This window comes from Shewanella sp. ECSMB14102 (genome assembly GCF_000813075.1).
Taxonomy (GTDB): Bacteria; Pseudomonadota; Gammaproteobacteria; order Enterobacterales; family Shewanellaceae; genus Shewanella; species Shewanella indica.
The window spans coordinates 19,554-38,542 of sequence record NZ_JWGX01000044.1 but is presented as its reverse complement, the minus strand read 5'-3'; the positions used below and the strand labels follow the sequence as shown (position 1 = coordinate 38,542).

Annotated in this window: 19 protein-coding genes and 1 pseudogene; 18 read left to right on the top strand and 2 right to left on the bottom strand. The window is 53.9% G+C overall.

The annotated features are described in order from the left end of the window. Positions 1 to 135: 135 nt before the first annotated feature. The 6 genes and pseudogenes from lexA to RC73_RS14540 all read left to right on the top strand — a co-directional run bounded on the left by lexA (position 136) and on the right by RC73_RS14540 (position 5,902). The gene (gene lexA / locus RC73_RS14565; RefSeq protein ID WP_039035332.1) at positions 136 to 756 is read left to right on the top strand and encodes a transcriptional repressor LexA; all 621 of its coding nucleotides are present in this window, start codon (positions 136 to 138) and stop codon (positions 754 to 756) included. Continuing rightward, positions 753 to 1,244, top strand: coding sequence for a cell division inhibitor SulA (locus RC73_RS14560; RefSeq protein WP_052248213.1), 492 nt, complete (start codon positions 753 to 755; stop codon positions 1,242 to 1,244). The genes lexA and RC73_RS14560 overlap by 4 nt, the downstream gene beginning before the upstream one ends. A gap of 470 nt (positions 1,245 to 1,714) precedes the next feature. Next, positions 1,715 to 2,836: pseudogene (coxB, locus tag RC73_RS14555) on the top strand (cytochrome c oxidase subunit II); the annotation flags it as partial. Positions 2,837 to 2,854: 18 nt separating this feature from the next. Then, positions 2,855 to 4,465, top strand: a complete 1,611-nt coding sequence (ctaD, locus tag RC73_RS14550; protein WP_039035330.1) for a cytochrome c oxidase subunit I — start codon at positions 2,855 to 2,857, stop codon at positions 4,463 to 4,465. A 1-nt stretch (position 4,466) separates the two neighbouring features. Beyond that, positions 4,467 to 5,030, top strand: a complete 564-nt coding sequence (locus RC73_RS14545; protein WP_028780846.1) for a cytochrome c oxidase assembly protein — start codon at positions 4,467 to 4,469, stop codon at positions 5,028 to 5,030. After that, positions 5,027 to 5,902, top strand: coding sequence for a cytochrome c oxidase subunit 3 (locus RC73_RS14540; protein WP_039035329.1), 876 nt, complete (start codon positions 5,027 to 5,029; stop codon positions 5,900 to 5,902). The genes RC73_RS14545 and RC73_RS14540 overlap by 4 nt, the downstream gene beginning before the upstream one ends. On the opposite strand, the gene RC73_RS14535 is transcribed toward RC73_RS14540, so the two are convergent. Then, positions 5,899 to 6,117 (bottom strand): DUF2909 family protein, encoded by a 219-nt coding sequence (locus RC73_RS14535; RefSeq protein WP_039035353.1) that lies wholly within the window; start codon positions 6,115 to 6,117, stop codon positions 5,899 to 5,901. The genes RC73_RS14540 and RC73_RS14535 overlap by 4 nt on opposite strands. Here RC73_RS14535 and RC73_RS14530 point away from each other — a divergent pair. From RC73_RS14530 to RC73_RS14475, 12 genes are all read left to right on the top strand, one after another. Beyond that, complete coding sequence (locus tag RC73_RS14530; protein ID WP_152608450.1) at positions 6,089 to 6,835, top strand: SURF1 family protein; 747 nt, start codon at positions 6,089 to 6,091, stop codon at positions 6,833 to 6,835. The two genes, RC73_RS14535 and RC73_RS14530, sit on opposite strands and share 29 nt — an antisense overlap. 51 nt (positions 6,836 to 6,886) lie before the next feature. Beyond that, positions 6,887 to 7,429, top strand: a complete 543-nt coding sequence (locus tag RC73_RS14525; protein WP_039035328.1) for a hypothetical protein — start codon at positions 6,887 to 6,889, stop codon at positions 7,427 to 7,429. Continuing rightward, positions 7,429 to 8,412 carry a COX15/CtaA family protein gene (locus RC73_RS14520; RefSeq protein ID WP_039035327.1) on the top strand — a complete coding sequence of 328 codons (984 nt, stop codon included), beginning with the start codon at positions 7,429 to 7,431 and terminating at the stop codon, positions 8,410 to 8,412. Before RC73_RS14525 ends, RC73_RS14520 begins: the two co-directional genes overlap by 1 nt. Positions 8,413 to 8,425: 13 nt before the next feature. Then, entirely contained in the window at positions 8,426 to 9,331 is a 906-nt protein-coding gene (gene cyoE / locus RC73_RS14515) for a heme o synthase (protein WP_039035326.1), read from the top strand. 3 nt (positions 9,332 to 9,334) lie between these two features. Continuing rightward, positions 9,335 to 9,982 carry an SCO family protein gene (locus RC73_RS14510; protein ID WP_039035325.1) on the top strand — a complete coding sequence of 216 codons (648 nt, stop codon included), beginning with the start codon at positions 9,335 to 9,337 and terminating at the stop codon, positions 9,980 to 9,982. A 105-nt stretch (positions 9,983 to 10,087) separates the two neighbouring features. Then, positions 10,088 to 10,405, top strand: a complete 318-nt coding sequence (locus RC73_RS14505) for an STAS domain-containing protein (RefSeq protein WP_028780840.1) — start codon at positions 10,088 to 10,090, stop codon at positions 10,403 to 10,405. After that, positions 10,383 to 10,745 (top strand): response regulator, encoded by a 363-nt coding sequence (locus RC73_RS14500; protein ID WP_025010825.1) that lies wholly within the window; start codon positions 10,383 to 10,385, stop codon positions 10,743 to 10,745. Before RC73_RS14505 ends, RC73_RS14500 begins: the two co-directional genes overlap by 23 nt. 21 nt (positions 10,746 to 10,766) lie before the next feature. Next, positions 10,767 to 12,857, top strand: coding sequence for a chemotaxis protein CheA (locus tag RC73_RS14495; RefSeq protein WP_039035324.1), 2,091 nt, complete (start codon positions 10,767 to 10,769; stop codon positions 12,855 to 12,857). 12 nt (positions 12,858 to 12,869) lie between these two features. Continuing rightward, on the top strand, positions 12,870 to 13,421 hold the full coding sequence (locus RC73_RS14490) for a chemotaxis protein CheW (protein ID WP_039035323.1): 552 nt from the start codon (positions 12,870 to 12,872) through the stop codon (positions 13,419 to 13,421). Positions 13,422 to 13,439: 18 nt separating this feature from the next. After that, positions 13,440 to 16,025 carry a methyl-accepting chemotaxis protein gene (locus RC73_RS21440; RefSeq protein ID WP_039035322.1) on the top strand — a complete coding sequence of 862 codons (2,586 nt, stop codon included), beginning with the start codon at positions 13,440 to 13,442 and terminating at the stop codon, positions 16,023 to 16,025. A gap of 10 nt (positions 16,026 to 16,035) precedes the next feature. After that, the gene (locus RC73_RS14480) at positions 16,036 to 16,908 is read left to right on the top strand and encodes a CheR family methyltransferase (protein ID WP_039035321.1); all 873 of its coding nucleotides are present in this window, start codon (positions 16,036 to 16,038) and stop codon (positions 16,906 to 16,908) included. Positions 16,909 to 16,910: 2 nt separating this feature from the next. Then, positions 16,911 to 17,930, top strand: a complete 1,020-nt coding sequence (locus tag RC73_RS14475) for a protein-glutamate methylesterase/protein-glutamine glutaminase (protein WP_039035320.1) — start codon at positions 16,911 to 16,913, stop codon at positions 17,928 to 17,930. Here RC73_RS14475 and RC73_RS14470 read toward each other — a convergent pair. Further along, complete coding sequence (locus RC73_RS14470; protein WP_039035319.1) at positions 17,920 to 18,975, bottom strand: polysaccharide deacetylase family protein; 1,056 nt, start codon at positions 18,973 to 18,975, stop codon at positions 17,920 to 17,922. The genes RC73_RS14475 and RC73_RS14470 overlap by 11 nt on opposite strands. Positions 18,976 to 18,989: the final 14 nt, after the last annotated feature.

Sequence of the window (18,989 nt, the reverse complement as noted above, 5' to 3'; positions counted from 1 at the left end):
GTAAGCCTGACTGTCCAAATCTGCCACAGGTTAAAACATTTACCCTCCCCTAAACGTTTCAATTTTGGTTAATACTTGCGCTGATCAAAATACTGTATATACTGACAGGTACTGTATGAAAAAACAGGAATCACCATGAGACCACTGACACCGCGCCAGGCACAGATTCTGGAATTGATTAAACGCAATATAGCCGACACCGGCATGCCGCCAACCCGGGCTGAAATTGCTACCCGGTTAGGCTTCAAGAGTGCCAATGCCGCAGAGGAACACCTCAAGGCACTGGCAAAGAAAGGCTGTATTGAGATCATGCCAGGCACCTCTCGTGGTATTCGCTTGTCACATGATGAACAAGCGGAGTCAGAAGCAGGTCTGCCCTTAATAGGCCAGGTCGCTGCCGGGGAACCCATACTGGCACAGGAGCATGTTGAGCAGTATTACCAGGTCGACCCTGGCATGTTCCATCCCTGCGCCGACTTCCTACTGCGGGTACGCGGCGACAGCATGAAGAACATAGGCATTCTCGAAGGTGATCTCCTGGCGGTTCACAAGGTACAAGAAGCCCGTAACGGTCAAGTCGTGGTGGCCAGGGTTGAAGACGATGTAACAGTGAAGCGTTTTGAAAAGAAAGGTAATGTGGTTTATCTACATGCCGAGAACGAGGCTTACTCCCCAATCAAAGTCGACCTGACTTTCCAGCCATTGACCATTGAAGGACTGGCGGTAGGCATAATACGCAATGGAGACTGGCTATGAGCATAATGACGGGCAACGCCCCAAGACACCCAGGCCTGTGGACAGACACCAGTATTGCCGGCAATCAGCCTTGGCAACATACCGGCATCTCCAGCTTGGCCAGCCATAGCCAGGGACGTCAGGAATTATTACGCCTCTGCCCTCAATTGGCGCAATTGAGTCAACAGGGACGCTGGATAGTCTTGATTAACGCCCCTGCCAACATAGGTTACAAGGAAACCTTAGCAAGGGCCGGTGTCAGAATGGATAGAGTTCTCTTGGTGCGCACCAAGGATGAAATCGAAGCCCTGTGGGCAACGGAAAGAGCCTTGACCAACGGCACCTCCAGTGCAGTGATCAGTTGGATAAACAGCCTGGATGCCCGTGATAACCGTCGATTGCAGCTGGTTGCCCGTAACGCCAGAGCCATGGGAATAGTGCTGGAAACAGGACGGCAGGCGAAAGAGATGGATAACCGCCTCAACGAACTTACCCGCTCCATCCATTAATTGTATGAATAAAGGCCATTCCTGGGATGGCCTTTATTCTGTGCCTTTTGGGTGCATTACCTTTCCTTGTAAATCGACGCAAAGCCGCGCTGGTCAGCCCCTCACGCAGAATTCACCTCTAGATTAACAGACGCTTTTCTTTCATACAGTTAGAAAATATCGTGATCTTGATCAATATTTAATCTACAAGTAATGTAAGAACAACGATTGTGTTATCTCCATGCAATTCGTCGTAGGTTGAACGTCCCATTTCGCTTTATAGCGAGTAAGGCCGTCGCCGGAAATGCTGAGTATATTCAGCGGTAAGTGCAACAGTGGTTACCACCTGTATACCTAGATCTAAGTGAAACCGCCGCCGCACTTTGAAGTCATCGTTGCTTTTTTGGGAACTGAAGAGTTTGCATAGAGCAAAGACTTACTGTGTGACTCTTCTTTGTAGTTGCGAATGCAATTGACAGAGGAGATGTCTTGTGAAGCAATGGCTGTGTGTTTTGCTGACCTTGTTGTGCGTCAGCTTGTTGTCTCCAGGTGCTCAGGCAGATATGCCCTTGAATATGACTCAAGGGGTAACTGAGATCAGTGGCAAGGTGTATCACCTGCACATGATCATTCTTTATATCTGCTGCGCCATAGGTTTGGTCGTATTCGGCGTGATGATCTACGCCATGATCAACCATAGAAAATCCAAAGGGGCAGTCGCGTCCCAATTCCATGAAAGTACCAAGGTAGAAATTGCCTGGACGCTTATCCCCTTCTTAATCCTTATCCTGATGGCAATCCCCGCAACCAAGACGCTGATTGCCATGGAGGATCCCAGTGATGCCGACCTGACGGTCAAGATCACCGGCTCGCAATGGAAATGGCACTACAGCTATTTCGGCGAAGACATCGACTTCTTCAGCATATTGGCAACGCCGAGGTCCCAGATAGAAGGCCAGGAAGCCAAGGGCGAGCACTACCTGCTTGAAGTCGACAAGCCGTTGGTATTGCCCATCAATCGTAAAGTCCGATTCCTGATGACCTCAGATGATGTGATCCACTCCTGGTGGGTGCCCGCCTTTGCCGTCAAAAAAGACGCCAATCCCGGTTTTATCAACGAAGCCTGGACCCGGGTGGACAAGCCGGGGATCTACCGCGGCCAATGTGCCGAGCTTTGCGGTAAAGACCACGGCTTTATGCCGATTGTGGTGCAGGTACTGGCAGAAGATGAGTTCGACGCCTGGATGGCAAAGCAGAAACAAGCCGCGGCTACGGCCGCCGAAGAAGCTCAGGCGGCCCTCAGTGAGACCATGAGCCATGATGAAGCCATGGCGCTTGGCGAACAGATCTATATGGCGCGCTGCGCCGCCTGTCATCAGCCAAACGGCGCCGGACTTCAAGGGGTGTTCCCGGCGCTCAAGGGCAGTGCTATTGCCATAGGTCCAATAGCAGCCCATCTGGACATAGTGATCCATGGCAAGACAGGCACCGCCATGCAAGCCTTCGGCAAACAGATTACCGCCAAGGAACTGGCCGCTGTGGTGACCTATGAGCGCAATGCCTGGGGCAATAACACAGGCGACACAGTGCAAGCCGCCGACGTCAATAACCACGGGCAGTAGGGGAAGAAGATGAACTCATTCAGTCAAGATGCGAAAGCCGGTGTTCAGGAAGTCACTGAACAGGAACACCAGCATCATCACGCCCCCAAGGGGATCATGCGCTGGTTGCTGACCACCAACCATAAAGATATAGGCACACTCTATCTCTGGTTCAGCTTCATCATGTTCCTAATCGGGGGCGCCATGGCCATGGTGATCCGTGCTGAATTATTCCAGCCCGGTTTGCAACTGGTCGAGCCCAATTTCTTTAACCAAATGACCACAGTACACGGTCTTATCATGGTTTTTGGTGCCGTGATGCCGGCCTTTACCGGCCTGGCCAACTGGTTGATCCCCATGATGATAGGTGCGCCGGATATGGCGCTGCCGAGGATGAACAACTGGAGCTTTTGGATTTTACCCTTCGCCTTCTTAATCCTGCTTAGCTCATTGTTTATGGAAGGCGGCGGCCCCAATTTTGGCTGGACCTTCTATGCGCCATTGTCGACAACTTATAGCGCAGACAGCACAGCCTTGTTTGTTTTTTCAATACATATCATGGGGATAAGCTCAATCATGGGGGCGATCAACGTGATAGTCACCATAGTGAATCTGCGCGCACCTGGCATGAACTGGATGAAGCTGCCCCTGTTCGTCTGGACCTGGCTTATCACCGCCTTCCTGCTGATAGCCGTCATGCCGGTATTGGCCGGGGCCGTGACCATGGTACTCACAGACAAATTCTTCGGCACCAGCTTCTTCGATGCCGCCGGCGGTGGAGATCCTGTGATGTTCCAGCATATTTTCTGGTTCTTCGGCCACCCCGAGGTGTACATAATGATCTTGCCGTCATTCGGCATCATCTCGGCCATCATTCCGGCATTCAGTCGCAAACCTTTGTTTGGCTACGCCTCAATGGTCTACGCCACCGCCAGCATCGCGATCCTCTCCTTCCTGGTGTGGGCACATCACATGTTCACCACAGGTATGCCTGTCTTTGCCGAACTCTTCTTTATGTACTGCACCATGCTGATTGCCGTGCCAACCGGGGTCAAGGTATTCAACTGGGTTGCCACCATGTGGCGGGGATCCATCAGCTTTGAAGCCCCTATGATGTTCGCCTGTGCCTTTATTATTCTCTTCACCATAGGCGGCTTCTCCGGCCTGATGTTGGCAATCACCCCAGCCGACTTCCAATACCATGACACTTACTTTGTGGTTGCCCATTTTCATTATGTGCTGGTCACCGGTGCCATCTTCTCCATCATGGCCGCCGCCTATTACTGGCTACCCAAGTGGACCGGGCATATGTACAGCGAGACCTTGGCCAAGTGGCATTTCTGGTGCTCGGTCATTTCGGTCAATGTGTTGTTCTTCCCGATGCATTTCCTCGGGCTGGCCGGTATGCCCAGACGCATCCCCGACTACTCGGTGCAGTTTGCCGATGTCAATCAGATTGTCTCCATAGGCGGTTTTGCCTTTGGCCTGTCACAGCTGATATTTCTGGTACTGGTGATCAAGTGTATTCGCGGCGGCGCCCAGGCTCCGGCCAAACCTTGGGAAGGAGCCCAGGGGCTTGAGTGGACTCTCCCAAGTCCGGCGCCTTATCACACCTTCAGCACTCCGCCGGAGATTAAGTGATATGGCAGACTCCCGCCCCGACAACCGTAAACTGGTACGCCTGCTGCTGCTTGGTGCCGTAGCCATGTTCGGCTTCGGCTTTGCCCTGGTGCCGCTCTATGATGTGCTTTGTCAGCAGTTGGGGATCAATGGCAAGACCAACACCAGCGCCGCCACTTATAGTGCCCAAGTGGATAACAGCCGCTTGGTCACTGTGGAGTTTATCTCTCAGGTGGCCAAGGGAATGCCGTGGGAGTTCAAGCCGGAAGTGACCCGTATCAAGGTGCATCCCGGCCAGTTGACCCATACCCGCTTTCTGGCCCGCAACCTGTCACACCAATACAAGATAGGTCAGGCGATCCCTTCCGTTTCACCGGGACAAGGTGCCGCCTACTTCAATAAAACCGAGTGCTTCTGTTTCAATCAGCAGCCGCTGGCTGCCGATGCCAGTGCCGAGTTGCCACTGGTGTTTTACGTGGATCCGGACCTGCCGGACTCCATCAGCACTCTGACCCTCTCTTACACCCTCTATGACATCACGGATAGACAGATATCCGATGCCCTGGAGCAAGGAGCAGCGAAATGACCAGTAAACATGAACACTATTATGTTCCGGCTCAAAGCGCCTGGCCGATTGTCGGCGCATTGGGGCTTTTCCTTATCGCCTATGGTGCCGGTACTTATGTATCCCAGCTCAAGTCTGACGGTGGCCACGGCAGTTACGTACTGCTGGCAGGAATTGCTGTCATTCTGTTCATGCTGATTGGCTGGTTCAGAAACGTGATCCATGAATCCATGAGTGGTCTCTATTCGCCACAGATGGACAGGTCATTTCGGCAGGGAATGAGTTGGTTCATCTTCTCTGAGGTGATGTTCTTTGCGGCCTTTTTCGGCGCCCTCTTCTATGCCCGTATGGTGGCCGTGCCTTGGTTGGGTGGCGCATCCAACAATGCCATGACCAACGAAGTGCTCTGGCCTGGATTCAGCGCAGGCTGGCCCTTACTGAAAACCCCGGACGGCACTGAAACCCAAGCCATGGGTTGGAATGGTTTACCCCTTTTCAACACCATTATTCTGCTTACCTCCTCTATTACCCTGCATTTTGCCCACCTGGGGTTAGAGAAAGGCAAACGCACCGCCTTAACCCTTTGGCTTGGAGTCACCATCTTGCTGGGACTGGCGTTTTTAATCTTGCAGGGAGAGGAATATGTCCATGCCTACACTGAGCTGGGGCTGACGCTGCAGTCCGGCGTTTATGGCAACACCTTCTTCCTGCTGACAGGTTTCCACGGTATGCATGTGACTCTGGGCACGCTGTTCCTGTTGGTGCTGTTTTTCAGGGTTTTAAAGGGGCACTTCAGCGCTGAGCGTCACTTTGCCTTTCAGGCCGGCAGTTGGTATTGGCACTTTGTCGATGTGGTGTGGCTATGCCTGTTTGTTTTTGTGTATGTGCTTTAGTAAGGCCGGGGATTAGGGGAAATAATCCCCAGCCCCAATGCCAGCAGCAACAAAAGAACCACCAACGCCGAAAACAGCACCCGGCGGCCAAGAAAACGGCTCATGGGAACAGATGAATCGCCGCGCACCATGATCCACAGGGCGCGACCAAGGTTGAAAATGATGAACAGCAGTAGCAGTACCAATATGACTTTAAAGAAAAAACTGACTGACATTCACTCTCCCATCCCTTGGGGGCGTTACCTTGCACTGTTATTTACTTTGGGGCTGTTTCTACTCATGGTCAAGCTGGGATTCTGGCAACTGCAGCGCGCTGAAGAAAAGCAACTATTGGCCCAGGAGATTACCGCCAGAGCGGATGCGGGGCCAAGCAGCTTTTCAGCTCTGCTGAGGCAAGACCCAGACACCCGACTCACAGGGCAGAAACTGCAGCTGAGCGCCAATGTATTGAGCGGAAAGCAATTGCTGCTGGACAACCAGGTGTATCAGGGACGCGTGGGCTACCTGTTGCTGCAACCTTTGCAAGTTGAGCCGGAGCAACCCTGGCTATTGCTGGAGCTGGGGTTTATCCCAGCCGCAGAAAAACGCAGTGAACTGCCAGAGATATTGCCATTACCGCCACGCCTCACCCTCGAAGGCCGATTGTGGCAAAAGGGCAGTAACCCACTGAGCCAAGAGCTCTTGGCCGAAGCCGGTTGGCCCAAGCGAATACAAAATCTCAACTGGCCGCAGCTCGAACACTTGCTTGGGCACAAACTGATCCCGGCCGTGTTGCAGCCGGTTCAGCTGGAAGGTGTGGACTTGCCAAGACCCTGGCAGCCATTGCCCATGCCGGCTGAAAAACACCTGGGTTATGCCCTGCAGTGGTTTTCCATGGCTGCCGCCCTGTTATTACTGCTTGTCTGGTGGCGCTGGAAACTGAATCGACACTAACCATAGGGCGAGCTGAATTCAGAACGCCCAATTACAGCAAGAGGAGCCAGGATGAACTCCCGAACCCAAAGACCACTCTTGATACTACTGCTGGCCTTTGCCCTGCCGGTGATACTGGCAAAACTGGTACTGAGCTTCGAGCTGTATCAAGGCGGAGCCACCAATAAGGGCCAGTTGCTGCCGGCTAATCTGGGTTATCAACAACTTGGGCTAGACAACCCGCTTCCCGGCCGTTGGCAAGTCCTATACCTGATACCGGCCAACTGCGATGAACTGTGCCAGGAACGACTCTACATATTACAGCAGAGCCATACGGCGCTGGGCGCCGAGATGGACAGGGTCGACACCCTGATTTTCATCAACCGGGAAAGCGACACGGAAGCTCCGCTAAACAAGGACTTTCATCGAGTCACTCTGGATAAACCTCTGACCGCCGAGAATCCATTACAGCAGCAGATGTTGGTGATAGTCGATCCTCTGGGCGCTTGGGTGTTGGCCTATCCTGTGATAGTGGGTCACCAGGGCCAACTCTTGCAGGGCAAGGCCTTGGTCAGCGACCTGCGCAAGCTGTTGAAACTCTCGAGGGTGGGCTGATGAAACTGAACTTGCTACTGAAGATGACCCTGATCTGCACTCTGACGGTCATCCTGTTGGGCGCCTACACCCGGCTGTCGGATGCCGGCCTTGGCTGCCCCGACTGGCCCGGTTGCTATGGCCATATCAAAGTGCCTTCCCAGGCCCATGAGTTGGCTCATGTCGAACGCCACTTTCCGGGACAAGAAATCGAACCCAAGAAAGCCTGGCTGGAGATGATCCACAGATACGTGGCCGGCTCGCTGGGGATTCTGGTATTACTTATTTTGATCCAGAGTTGGCGTGGCAGCGCAACCCCGAAGAAGCTACCGGGACTGATCGCCGCACTGATAGTATTTCAGGCGCTGCTGGGAATGTGGACTGTGACCATGAAACTGATGCCCGTCGTGGTCATGTCTCACCTGCTCGGGGGATTCACCCTGTTTTCGCTGCTGTTGCTGCTGTATCTCAGGCTCAGGCCTCTGCCAATCCCGGATGGCGATCCCCAAGCCCGCACCTTGGCGCCTTTGGCCATGGTGGCGCTGGCCATTGTGGTACTGCAAATTATGCTCGGCGGCTGGACCTCCTCCAACTACGCCGCCCTGGCCTGCACAGAGTTGCCTATCTGCGAAGGTGACTGGAGCAGCAACCTACGTCTGGCAGATGCCTTCTCTCCTTTTCAGGGGCAGCATCCCAGCTTTGAGTTCGGCGTATTGGATTATCACACCCGGATGACCATACATATTGCCCACCGAATAGGTGCCCTGCTGACCGCGATAGTGGTACTCACCCTGGCATTGATGCTCTGGCGCAGAGCCGACTCGAGCATGCTGAAACGCTCGGCTCTGGTACTCACCTTGGTGCTGGGATTACAGCTGTCATTGGGCCTGGCCAACGTATTGCTGCATCTGCCGCTGCCGGTGGCGGTTGCCCATAACGGCGGCGCAGCCCTGCTGCTGCTGACTTTGGTATTCATCAACTATGCGCTTTGGCGTAAAGCCTAAAGAGGGACTGTTTATGGCCAAACTACTCTCCATAGCCCAGGACGCGACCCGCACAGAGATCTCCTGGCGCGATTACCTGGAAATGACCAAGCCCAAGGTGGTAGCGCTGATGCTGCTCACCGTCCTGGTGGGCATGTGCCTGGCGTTGCCCGGTGCCGTCCCCCTACAGCCTTTGCTTGCCGGGCTAATGGGAATTGCCATGATGGCGGGCTCGGCGGCCGCCTTGAATCACCTTATCGATCGACGCATCGATGGCCTGATGGCCCGCACTTATAACCGCCCCTTACCCAAGGGACGAGTGAGCGTGAGCCGGGCCTTGAGCTTTGCCGTCTTGCTTGGAGTGGCGGGCTTTACCCTACTCTATTGGCTGGTGAATCCACTCACCGCCTGGTTGACCTGTGCCAGCCTGATTGGCTACGCCCTTATCTATACCGCCTATTTAAAGCGGGCAACCCCCCAAAATATCGTGATAGGTGGCCTTGCCGGTGCCATGCCGCCACTGCTGGGTTGGACGGCGGTAACCAATGACTTTCACGGCCACGCCTGGCTGTTGGTGATCATTATTTTCACCTGGACTCCGCCTCATTTCTGGGCCTTGGCCATTCACCGTCAAAAAGAGTACGCCAAGGTGGATATCCCCATGCTGCCTGTGACTCACGGGGTGGAATTTACCAAGACCTGTATTCTGCTCTACACCCTTCTGCTGGCCATCGCCTGCTTATTGCCGGTTTTGGTTGGCTTGAGTGGCCCCGTCTATCTGCTGGCTTCCACCATTCTCAGTTGCCTGTTTATCTACAAGGCCTGGCAACTCAAGTTTGCCGATCGTCCCGGGCTGGCGATGGCCGTGTTCCGTTTCTCTATCTATCAGCTGATGCTGCTGTTTATTGCCCTGCTGGTGGATCATTACCTCTGGAGTTGAATCATGAAGAAACGCATCTTGGTGGCGGGGATTTTGCTCATAGGTCTTGGCGGTTTGGCCAGTGTACAGCTGTTTCACCGACCTTCGTCTCAGCCGCCGCAGGCATTGCAAACCAGCTTTCAATATGAAACCCCAAGACCACTGCAACCTTTTGAGTTGCAGGACCAAAACGGCCATCAATTCGATAATGACAAGCTAAAACAGCAATGGAGTCTAATTTTCGCCGGTTACACCTCCTGCCCGGACGTATGTCCCACCACCCTTGGCAAACTCAGTGCCGTCTACCCGAAACTGGCACAAGTGGCACCAATACAGGTGATACTGCTCAGTGTCGACCCTGAGCGTGACAGCCAAAGCAAACTCAAGGATTACCTGGCCTTCTTTAATCCCGAGTTCATAGGTTTGCGAGCCGAGCACCCGGCATTACTGCCCTTCAGCCGCGATCTGGGCCTGGTGTATTCACTGGTCGGCGATGGCCCTGACTACCAAGTGGATCACAGCGCCTCTTTGATCCTGATCTCGCCCGACGGCCGCCGCTACGCCACCATCAAGCCCAGTTCACAGACACCCGGACAACTGCCGCAAATCCGCAACGATGAACTGCTGGCCGACTTTCGCACTCTGGTTACTCAGTATCAAGGGCCTCACTAACCCCCTAAAGAGCCTAGTCATTCATATACCATTTTTTCTTTTGAAAAGAGGCAGAAGTGAAATTTGCCGACTATCTTTTGTGTGTTGGGAAAACAGGGAAGCACTATGTCCATCGACACACTGGCACTGGGTTCAGAGATCAGCATTCGCAATATTCAGCCACTCTACCAAAAACTATTGGAGCTCTTGCATCGGGTCGATGAATTGATCCTGGATGCCGGTGAGTTGCACAAGGTGGATACTGCCGGCGCCCAGTTGCTGTACCTGTTTGCTCTGAGTTGCGACAAGCGAGGGTTGAAACTGTCATGGCAACAGGCTCAACCCACCTTTATCGCTCAACTGACGCGCCTGGGGATCAGGATCCCGACACTCGATTCGGATTTTGAAAAGGAAACGCTCAATGAAGACAATCCTCGCAGTTGATGATTCAGCCTCCATGCGGCAAATGGTGAGCTTTACTCTCAAGACAGCAGGTTTCGACGTGACCGAAGCCAACAATGGCGAGGAAGCGTTGAAAGTAGCCCAAGGCAGAGAGTTTGACCTGGTGATATCGGACGTCAACATGCCAATTATGGATGGTATCGAGCTGATACGTAACTTGCGCGAGCTGCCCAACTACAAGTTTGTGCCCATGTTGATGCTGACCACAGAGTCGACCACAGACAAGAAGCAACAGGGACGAGCCGCCGGAGCCACCGGTTGGATAGTCAAACCCTTCAACCCGGATCAGCTGTTGGCCACGGTTCGCAAAGTATTGGGTTAGCCTCCGGCAAGGAGCGGATATATGGACATAGATCTGAGCCAATTCACCCAGGTGTTCTTTGAAGAAAGCCTCGAAGGCCTGGAGGTCATGGAATCTGAGCTGCTGAAACTGAACGTGCAGCAACCGGATCCGGAAACCATAAATACCATTTTTCGTGCCGCCCATTCGATTAAGGGAGGCAGCGCCACTTTTGGTTTCAACCAGGTCGCCGGATTCACCCACTTGCTGGAAACCCTGTTGGATGAAATCCGTGATGGCCGCCGGGAAATGACCGCCAATCATCAGGATATGTTGCTCTTGTCGGTGGATCTGCTGCGCAACATGCTGCAGGCCTTGATGGCAGGTCAAAGCTTTGAATCGCCCCAGCAACAAGAGCTGGAAAACCGCTTCAATCAGGAGCTGTCCGAAGTTGCCGGGGTCGAAGATGCGCCGGATAACGCCTGCCAAAACAATGAAAAGTCAGCAGCCAAAGTATCAGAAACCAAAGAGTCTGAAACCAAAGATATTGGGCTCAGCTGGCAGATAGATTTCCATGCCGGCGCCGACATTCTCAGATGCGGCAACGACCCCATTTTGATGTTCAACGAACTCGCCGAGCTGGGTGAGCTAAAAGTCAGCCTGCCAGCGCAGGAACTGCCAGAGTTTGAAGACCTGGACCCCGAATCCTGCCGTCTGTATTGGCAACTGCAACTCAACACAGAGGCGCCACTTGAGCGGATAAAAGAGGTGTTTGAGTGGGTCGAGGACGACTGTGAAATCCATTATCAGCAGTTACCCGCCAAGGCACAGCTTGTCGAAGGTGTCTCACCGCAGGAACAAGCCCCCCTCTCGACTTCTGTCCCTGCCTCCCAAGAGACACAGGTCGCAGCCCCCACAGCCAAAGTGGAGTCCGGCAAGGCTGTTGCCAAAACGGCGGAAACCAGTTCTATCCGGGTCAGCACCGACAAGATAGACATGCTGATCAATATGGTGGGTGAGCTAGTGATCACCCAAGCTATGTTGGGGCAGATAGGCCAACAGGAACGCATTGACGATAACGCCCTGCTGTCACTGCAACAGGGGCTGGAGCAATTGGCCAATCACACCCGGGATCTGCAGGAAAGCGTGATGCAGATCCGCATGCTGCCTATCAGCTTCGCCTTCAACCGTTTTCCCCGCTTGGTACGCGATATAGGTCAGCAGCTGGGCAAGAAAGTCGAGCTGCTCCTCAAAGGTGAGGAGACAGAGCTGGACAAGACTGTGATGGAGAAAATTGTCGACCCCATGGTGCATCTGGTACGTAACTCTTTGGATCACGGCATTGAATCCCCAGCAGTGCGCAGCGCCAAGGGTAAACCGGAAACCGGCAGGATCACCCTCAACGCCTTCCATCAAGGCGGCAATATCGTCATAGAAATCACCGACGACGGCGCAGGATTGGATACCGGCAGAATTCTCGCCAAGGCCAGAGATAAAGGCTTGGTCGGCGCTGAAGAAGAACTCAGCACAGAGGCGATTCAGCAACTCATCTTTAAACCCGGCTTTTCTACCGCCGACAGCGTCTCCGACCTCTCTGGCCGGGGCGTGGGTATGGATGTGGTCAAACGCAACATTCAAGCACTCAGCGGCAGTGTAGAGCTGGCCTCAACGCCCGGCAAGGGGAGCCGTTTTACCATTCGTTTGCCTTTAACCCTGGCCATTCTCGACGGCCAGTTGGTGAGGGTCGGCGAGCATACTTATGTGGTGCCGCTGGTCTCCATCTATGAGTCGCTGCAAGTGGAAAGCAGCAAGGTCAACAAGCTGTCTGAAGAGCACGAAGTGATCCGCCTGCGAGACGAGTACCTGCCAGTCATCCGCGTTTATCAGCAGTTCAATCACCAGGCTCAGGCCAAAGAGGTCAAAGAGGGGCTGGTGATGGTGGTGGACAACAACAACCAAAAAGTCGGCCTGCTGGTCGATGAGTTGCTGGCGCAGCAACAAGTGGTGATCAAGAGTCTGGAAGACAACTACGCCAAAGTGCCCGGGGTGTCCGGCGCCACCATTCTCGGTGACGGCCGGGTGGCACTGATAGTGGATATTCCCGGACTCGTAGCCATGTCTGGCCTCAATCAAACTCAGGAACATGCAGCCTAGAAGGGAAGCGCAATGACAGAATCCAACCCTGCAACATCGGCAGCTGCGGAAGATCATTCACAGCAATACCTCACCTTTATGATGGCCGATGAGGAATATGGTGTCGATATTCTCTCGGTGCAGGAGATCCGTGGCTGGGAAGCAACCACGGTGATTCCCAATGCACCGCCCCATGTCAAAGGGGTGATCAATCTGCGCGGCACCATAGTCCCCATCATAGATCTGCGCCAAAGATTCGGTATCAAGACCCTGGCATATGGCCCAACCACAGTAGTGATAGTGCTGAAGGTGCGCCTGGATAAACAGCACAAGGTGATGGGCATAGTGGTGGATGCCGTTTCCGATGTTTTCAGTATCACCCAGAGCGAGATCCGCAGTGCGCCCGATTTTGGCCAGGACACGGACATGCGTTTCATCCATGGGCTCACCTGTGTGGCCGATAAGATGGTCATACTATTGAATATCAATATGTTACTCGGTAATGAAGTGCTGCCGGATGCATCACAACTTTCCAGTTTGCTGCAGCAACTGGACTTGGAACAGCCTCAGGCTGCCAACCTTTAAGACATCGAGGAAAGAAGAATGGATGCCGCCAATGCCAACCTAATCAACAGCAATCCCTGGAATCTGCTTGGCTTAATCACGGGCATCGCCGTGATGGCGCTCATGCTGCTAGGCCAGGATCCCAATATCATTATTATTCTGCAGGGCGTCACCCTGGTTTGCATACTGCTTGGGCTATTGCACTCACTCAAGCACAAAGGCACCCTGGATAGCGCCATCAACCAACTGCAGCGGTTGCTGAAAGACGGCACGCAGCAGTTTGCCGAGCTTGATCTGCCGGGCTGGAAGCCACTGCTGGACGAGCTCAGCCGTTGGCGTCAGAGCCAGCAACAGCAGCAAGCCATTCTCAAGGCTCTGGATATCTGCCAGGCCAATGTGATGGTGGCCAATCCAGCCGGTGACATTCTCTACTTCAACCACTCGCTGCAACAAACCATGCGGGACGCCGAGGCCGACATTCAAGAGGTATTGCCCAAATTCCAGGCCGACAAGCTGCAAGGTGCCAATATGGATGTTTTCCACCGCAACCCTGAGCATCAAAGGAAATTGATCGCCGGCTTGGAGCAGGTTTACTCGACTCAGATCAAGGTAGGTCGTCGCACCTTCAGCCTGATAGCTTCGCCGGTATTCGACGAAAACAAGCAGCGTATTGCCACTGTGGTCGAATGGCAAGATCTCACCGAAGCCCTTAGCAAACAACAATTGGAGCTGCAAAGCGCTACAGAGAACACCCGCATCAAGCAGGCTCTCAATGTCTGCCAGGCCAATGTGATGGTCGCCGATAGCGACTACAAGATCATCTACCTGAACGACTCACTGAATGAAATGCTGGCCGGCAATGAGCAAAAGCTGCAACAGGAGTTGCAGGCCTTCAACATGAGCAAGCTGATTGGCAGCAATATCGATATCTTCCATCGCCATCCTGAGCATCAGCGACAATTGCTGGACCAGCTCACCGACAGCTATAACACCCGCATCAAGGTAGCCGGGCTGACATTCAACCTGATTGCCACCCCGGTATTTGAGCAGGGCAAGCGTACCGGCACAGTAGTGGAGTGGCAGGATATCACCGCCAGCCTGGCCAGAGAGCAGCAGGAAAAACAGCTGGCGGCCGAAAATGCTCGCATTCGTCAGGCATTGGATAATGTCAGTTCAAATACCATGGTGGCGGATAACGACGGCAATATCATCTACCTCAACCAGGCTGTGCAGCAGATGTTTCAAGCAGCCGAGAAAGATATTCTTCGCGATCTGCCCAAGTTCAATGCCGACAAACTGCTGGGACAAAATATCGATGGTTTCCACAAGGTCCCCAGTCACCAGCGCAATATTCTCGCCGGATTAACCGAGACCTACGACAGCCAGCTGCAAGTCGGTGGCCGTACCTTCAGAATCATTGCCAACCCGATACTGGACGCGGAACAGGGACGAATTGGCACTGTGGTTGAATGGGCCGATCGTACCGATGAGGTAGCCATAGAGCAGGAGATTGATGCCATTATCACGGCGGCCAACGACGGTGATCTGAGCCGCCGCCTGGATATTCATAACAAGGAAGGCTTCTTCCTTAATCTTTCCAACGGCCTTAACCGCTTGGTCGGCATCGCCGACAATGTCATTTCCAAAGTCGCCGATATCTTCGATGGCCTGGCCAAGGGGCAACTGGATCATAAACTCGACGGCGAATATCAGGGTCAGTTTGCCAAGCTGCAGCAAGATGCCAACGCCACCATCAGCAAGTTGACCGAAGTGATTGGGGGTATCAATGACTCGGCCAATACCGTCACCTCTGGAGCCGAAGAGATAGCTCAGGGCAACGCCGATCTTAGCCAGCGTACCGAAGAGCAGGCCGCCTCCCTGGAACAAACCGCCTCCAGCATGGAGCAGATGACGGCCACTGTGAAACAAAGCGCCGAAAATGCCACTCTAGCCAACAACTTAGCCCAGCAGGCCAGCGAGAAAGCTGGCGAAGGTGGCAAGGTAGTCAAACAGGCCGTCAGTGCCATGGAGGAGATCAACACCTCGAGCAAGCGCATTGCCGACATCATCAGCGTGATAGATGAAATCGCCTTCCAAACCAACCTGCTGGCGCTGAATGCTGCGGTCGAGGCAGCCAGAGCCGGAGAACAGGGCCGTGGTTTTGCCGTAGTGGCCGGAGAGGTACGTAACCTGGCACAGCGCAGCGCCGGTGCTGCCAAAGAGATCAAAGAACTTATCCGCGACAGCGTCAACAAGGTTACGGATGGCACCCAGTTGGTCAATCAATCCGGTGAAACCCTGCAGGAGATAGTGCAAGCCGTCTCTAAAGTTGCCGACATGATCAACCAGATCAGCATAGCCGCCGAGCAGCAATCGGTTGGGATCCAGGAGGTCAATAAGGCTGTGTCGCAGATGGATGAAATGACCCAGCAAAACGCCGCCCTGGTGGAACAGGTCTCGGCAGCCGGTGATGCCATGGCAGAACAGGCCAGGAGCATGAAGCGTCAATTGGGCTTCTTCAATACCGCTAATCTGGAAAAGGGCGCCCACAAGCCCCTGACCCTGATCGCCGGGGATAAGTCTCCCAAGATCCGTGTCAGTTCAGAAGAGTGGAGCGAGTTCTAGGAGACACTGATTGAGCTTCGATGAAGAGAAGGCATTCCCGATGACAGCAGCGGACTTTGGTATTATCCGCGAGCTGGCCTATCAACATACAGGGATAGTGTTACCCGAGCGCAAGCGTCATATGGTGTATTCCAGGCTCAGCCGCCGACTGCGACTACTGCGGCTGACCAATTTCGGTGATTATTGTCTCAAGCTACAAAGAGACCCTCTGGAACTGGCGCCCTTTATCAACGCGCTGACCACCAATCTGACCGCTTTTTTCCGGGAGCGGCACCACTTCAATTTTCTGGAAACCGAGCTGGTGCCCTATTGGCAGCAACGCAAACAGCGCAGGCTGAGAGTTTGGTCGGCGGCCTGTTCCAGCGGTGAAGAGCCCTACAGCATAGCCATGACCTTGGCAGAGCACTTTCCCGCCGCCTCGGGCTGGGATCTGAAAATATTGGCAACCGATCTCGATACCAATGTGTTGGCCAGAGCCGAAGCCGGAGTTTATCCCCTGACAGGGCTGGAGGCCATCCCCAAGCGGCAGCACCATTATCTGCAGAGCAGAGCGGAAGAGTTCAGCATTAGCAGCCAGATAAAAAAACTGATCTTCTTCAAACAACTCAACTTACTGGAACCCTGGCCAATGCAGGGCCCGTTCGATGCTATTTTCTGCCGTAATGTGCTGATTTATTTCGATCAGAGTACCAAGCAGAAGATAGTGGCCGGTTTCAGAAAACTCCTGGCCGATGATGGCGTGTTGTTTATCGGCCACTCGGAAAGCCTGACCAATATCTCCCGTGAGTTTGAAACCGTCGCCCAGACCACCTATCGCCTGCGGCATCAGAACTCAATTCTGCCGCGACAGTCCCACGCATCAGGAAGTAAGGAGTCATATTGATCATGGTAAGAGTACTGGTTATCGACGACTCGGCACTAGTGCGCCAGTTGCTGAGTCATATGCTCAGCCAGGCCAAAGACATTATGGTCGTCGGCTGCGCCGAAGACCCCTATAAAGCCAGAGAGATGATTAAAGTACTGCAGCCGGATGTGTTGACCCTGGATGTGGAAATGCCCAAGATGGATGGCCTGGCCTTTCTACGTAACTTGATGCGTCTAAGACCCATGCCTGTGGTGATGGTGTCGTCCTTAACCGAGCGCGGCGCCGATGTGACCTTAGAGGCCTTGTCCCTCGGGGCGGTCGACTTTATCGCCAAACCTAAACAGGACTTGACCAACAGGCTACTGGACTATCAGCAAGAGCTGATCGATAAGGTGCATCTGGCCGCCGCCAGTCATGTCACCCCGCAATATGGCAGCTCGGCGCCGCTCAGCAGCGATGCCAAACTCAAGCACCGCATCATAGCCATAGGCGCTTCCACCGGCGGTACTGAAGCCATTCAACGGGTAGTGGCGCCGCTGCCGGAAAATACCCCCCCCATAGTCATAGCCCAGCATATTCCCGCGACCTTCAGCGCTTCATTTGCCCGCCGCCTCAACCAACACGCCAGAATGGAAGTGATAGAGGCTCAGGGCGGGGAAAAATTGACTCAGGGCGTTGCCTATCTGGCACCTGGCCATGCGCACTTGGTTGTTGAACGTCGCGGTGCACATATCTACACCAGACTGCTGGACACAGAAACCGTCAACCGCCACAAACCCTCGGTGGACGTGCTGTTCAACAGCATTGCCGAGATTGCCGCTAAGTCGGCGATAGGGGTGATTCTCACGGGCATGGGTAAAGACGGTGCGGCCGGCCTGCTGAAAATGTGTCAAGCGGGAGCACACACCATAGCCCAGGATGAGGCCAGTTCCGTGGTATGGGGTATGCCGGGCTCGGCAGTGGCACTCAATGCCTGCAACGAGCAGTTGCCACTGGCGAATATCCCGGCCAGGTTGTTGCAATTACTGACTACTCCTTGACCCAGCTGCCGTCATCCTTTGGCCTAACCCATGCTTGGGAAAACCAATAATAGCTACCGTGACGTTTACTGGGAGCAGTACAGTTGTATCTGGATCGCCCCGGCGGCAAGTCCAGTTCAGCCTGAATTCGGAAACGATTCGCCGACAACCATTGAGGTTTCTTGGCGCCCTGCCCCTGCACATAACACATGAGCTGCGACTGATTGATATCGCTCATGTCCAAAGTCACCTCAAGTTCAGGCCGCCACTGGCCCATGGGTAACTCAGGGTTACTGGGGGAGATGGCCTGCACCGGCATATTCAGGCTATGCAGTTTCACCTTGAGAGCATTCATATCGGCATAGGCGCCGGCCACGGGGAATCGCGGCAAAGAGGTCAAAGCAGAGTGAAGGCCTGCCGCACCGGACTGCTGCCCCAAGCCAACAAATCCCAGTCGCTGCAACAAGGCCTCCAACTGGCTGTTATATTCGCCGTAGGGATAGGCGATTATCTTCAGATTGTCGCCGGTTTCTTTGGCAATTTGGGCCTCGGTCGCCAGTAGATTGGCTTCGATTCTCGCCAGCCACTGCTCCTCGGTTTCGGTGGCATAGCGGCGGATCAGATGCTCATGCCCCCAACTGTGATTGGCAATCTCGGCGCCTTCTGCCGCCAGTGTTCTGAGCTGCTCCCAGCTCATCATCTCACGATAACCCTTTTCTATCGGTTCTATTGCCACAAACAGTGTGTAAGGAAAACCAAACTCTTTCAGTATTGGGTGCGCCGCCTCGGCAATACTGAGGTAACCGTCATCGAAGGTGATGGCAACCGTTCTCGGTGCCAGCGCTTGAGACTGACGAATCGCCTCTATCACTTGGGTCAGCGGCACCACGTTGAAATCATGATCAGCCAGATACTGCATCTGTTCCCGAAACTGGGCCGGAGTCACACTGGTACTGGCCGGCGAGCTGTCAGAAACATGGTGATACTGTAGAATGACTGCCGCCAGGGTGGGCGAACTTATCAGCCCAAGACAACTGCAGAGCAAAAAGCACAGCTTTTTCAACATCATTAACCTCTGAG

Bases quoted from the DNA above. Each gene is read 5' to 3' on its own strand.
- RC73_RS21440 (WP_039035322.1), top strand. From the start codon at position 13,440: ATGGATGCCGCCAATGCCAACCTAATCAACAGCAATCCCTGGAATCTG.
- RC73_RS14510 (WP_039035325.1), top strand. From the start codon at position 9,335: ATGAAGAAACGCATCTTGGTGGCGGGGATTTTGCTCATAGGTCTTGGC.
- RC73_RS14505 (WP_028780840.1), top strand. From the start codon at position 10,088: ATGTCCATCGACACACTGGCACTGGGTTCAGAGATCAGCATTCGCAAT.
- RC73_RS14540 (WP_039035329.1), top strand. From the start codon at position 5,027: ATGACCAGTAAACATGAACACTATTATGTTCCGGCTCAAAGCGCCTGG.
- RC73_RS14500 (WP_025010825.1), top strand. From the start codon at position 10,383: ATGAAGACAATCCTCGCAGTTGATGATTCAGCCTCCATGCGGCAAATG.
- RC73_RS14490 (WP_039035323.1), top strand. From the start codon at position 12,870: ATGACAGAATCCAACCCTGCAACATCGGCAGCTGCGGAAGATCATTCA.
- RC73_RS14530 (WP_152608450.1), top strand. From the start codon at position 6,089: ATGACTTTAAAGAAAAAACTGACTGACATTCACTCTCCCATCCCTTGG.
- RC73_RS14520 (WP_039035327.1), top strand. From the start codon at position 7,429: ATGAAACTGAACTTGCTACTGAAGATGACCCTGATCTGCACTCTGACG.
- lexA (WP_039035332.1), top strand. From the start codon at position 136: ATGAGACCACTGACACCGCGCCAGGCACAGATTCTGGAATTGATTAAA.
- RC73_RS14560 (WP_052248213.1), top strand. From the start codon at position 753: ATGAGCATAATGACGGGCAACGCCCCAAGACACCCAGGCCTGTGGACA.
- RC73_RS14535 (WP_039035353.1), bottom strand. From the start codon at position 6,117: ATGTCAGTCAGTTTTTTCTTTAAAGTCATATTGGTACTGCTACTGCTG.
- RC73_RS14525 (WP_039035328.1), top strand. From the start codon at position 6,887: ATGAACTCCCGAACCCAAAGACCACTCTTGATACTACTGCTGGCCTTT.
- RC73_RS14495 (WP_039035324.1), top strand. From the start codon at position 10,767: ATGGACATAGATCTGAGCCAATTCACCCAGGTGTTCTTTGAAGAAAGC.
- RC73_RS14545 (WP_028780846.1), top strand. From the start codon at position 4,467: ATGGCAGACTCCCGCCCCGACAACCGTAAACTGGTACGCCTGCTGCTG.
- RC73_RS14475 (WP_039035320.1), top strand. From the start codon at position 16,911: ATGGTAAGAGTACTGGTTATCGACGACTCGGCACTAGTGCGCCAGTTG.
- RC73_RS14470 (WP_039035319.1), bottom strand. From the start codon at position 18,975: ATGTTGAAAAAGCTGTGCTTTTTGCTCTGCAGTTGTCTTGGGCTGATA.
- cyoE (WP_039035326.1), top strand. From the start codon at position 8,426: ATGGCCAAACTACTCTCCATAGCCCAGGACGCGACCCGCACAGAGATC.
- ctaD (WP_039035330.1), top strand. From the start codon at position 2,855: ATGAACTCATTCAGTCAAGATGCGAAAGCCGGTGTTCAGGAAGTCACT.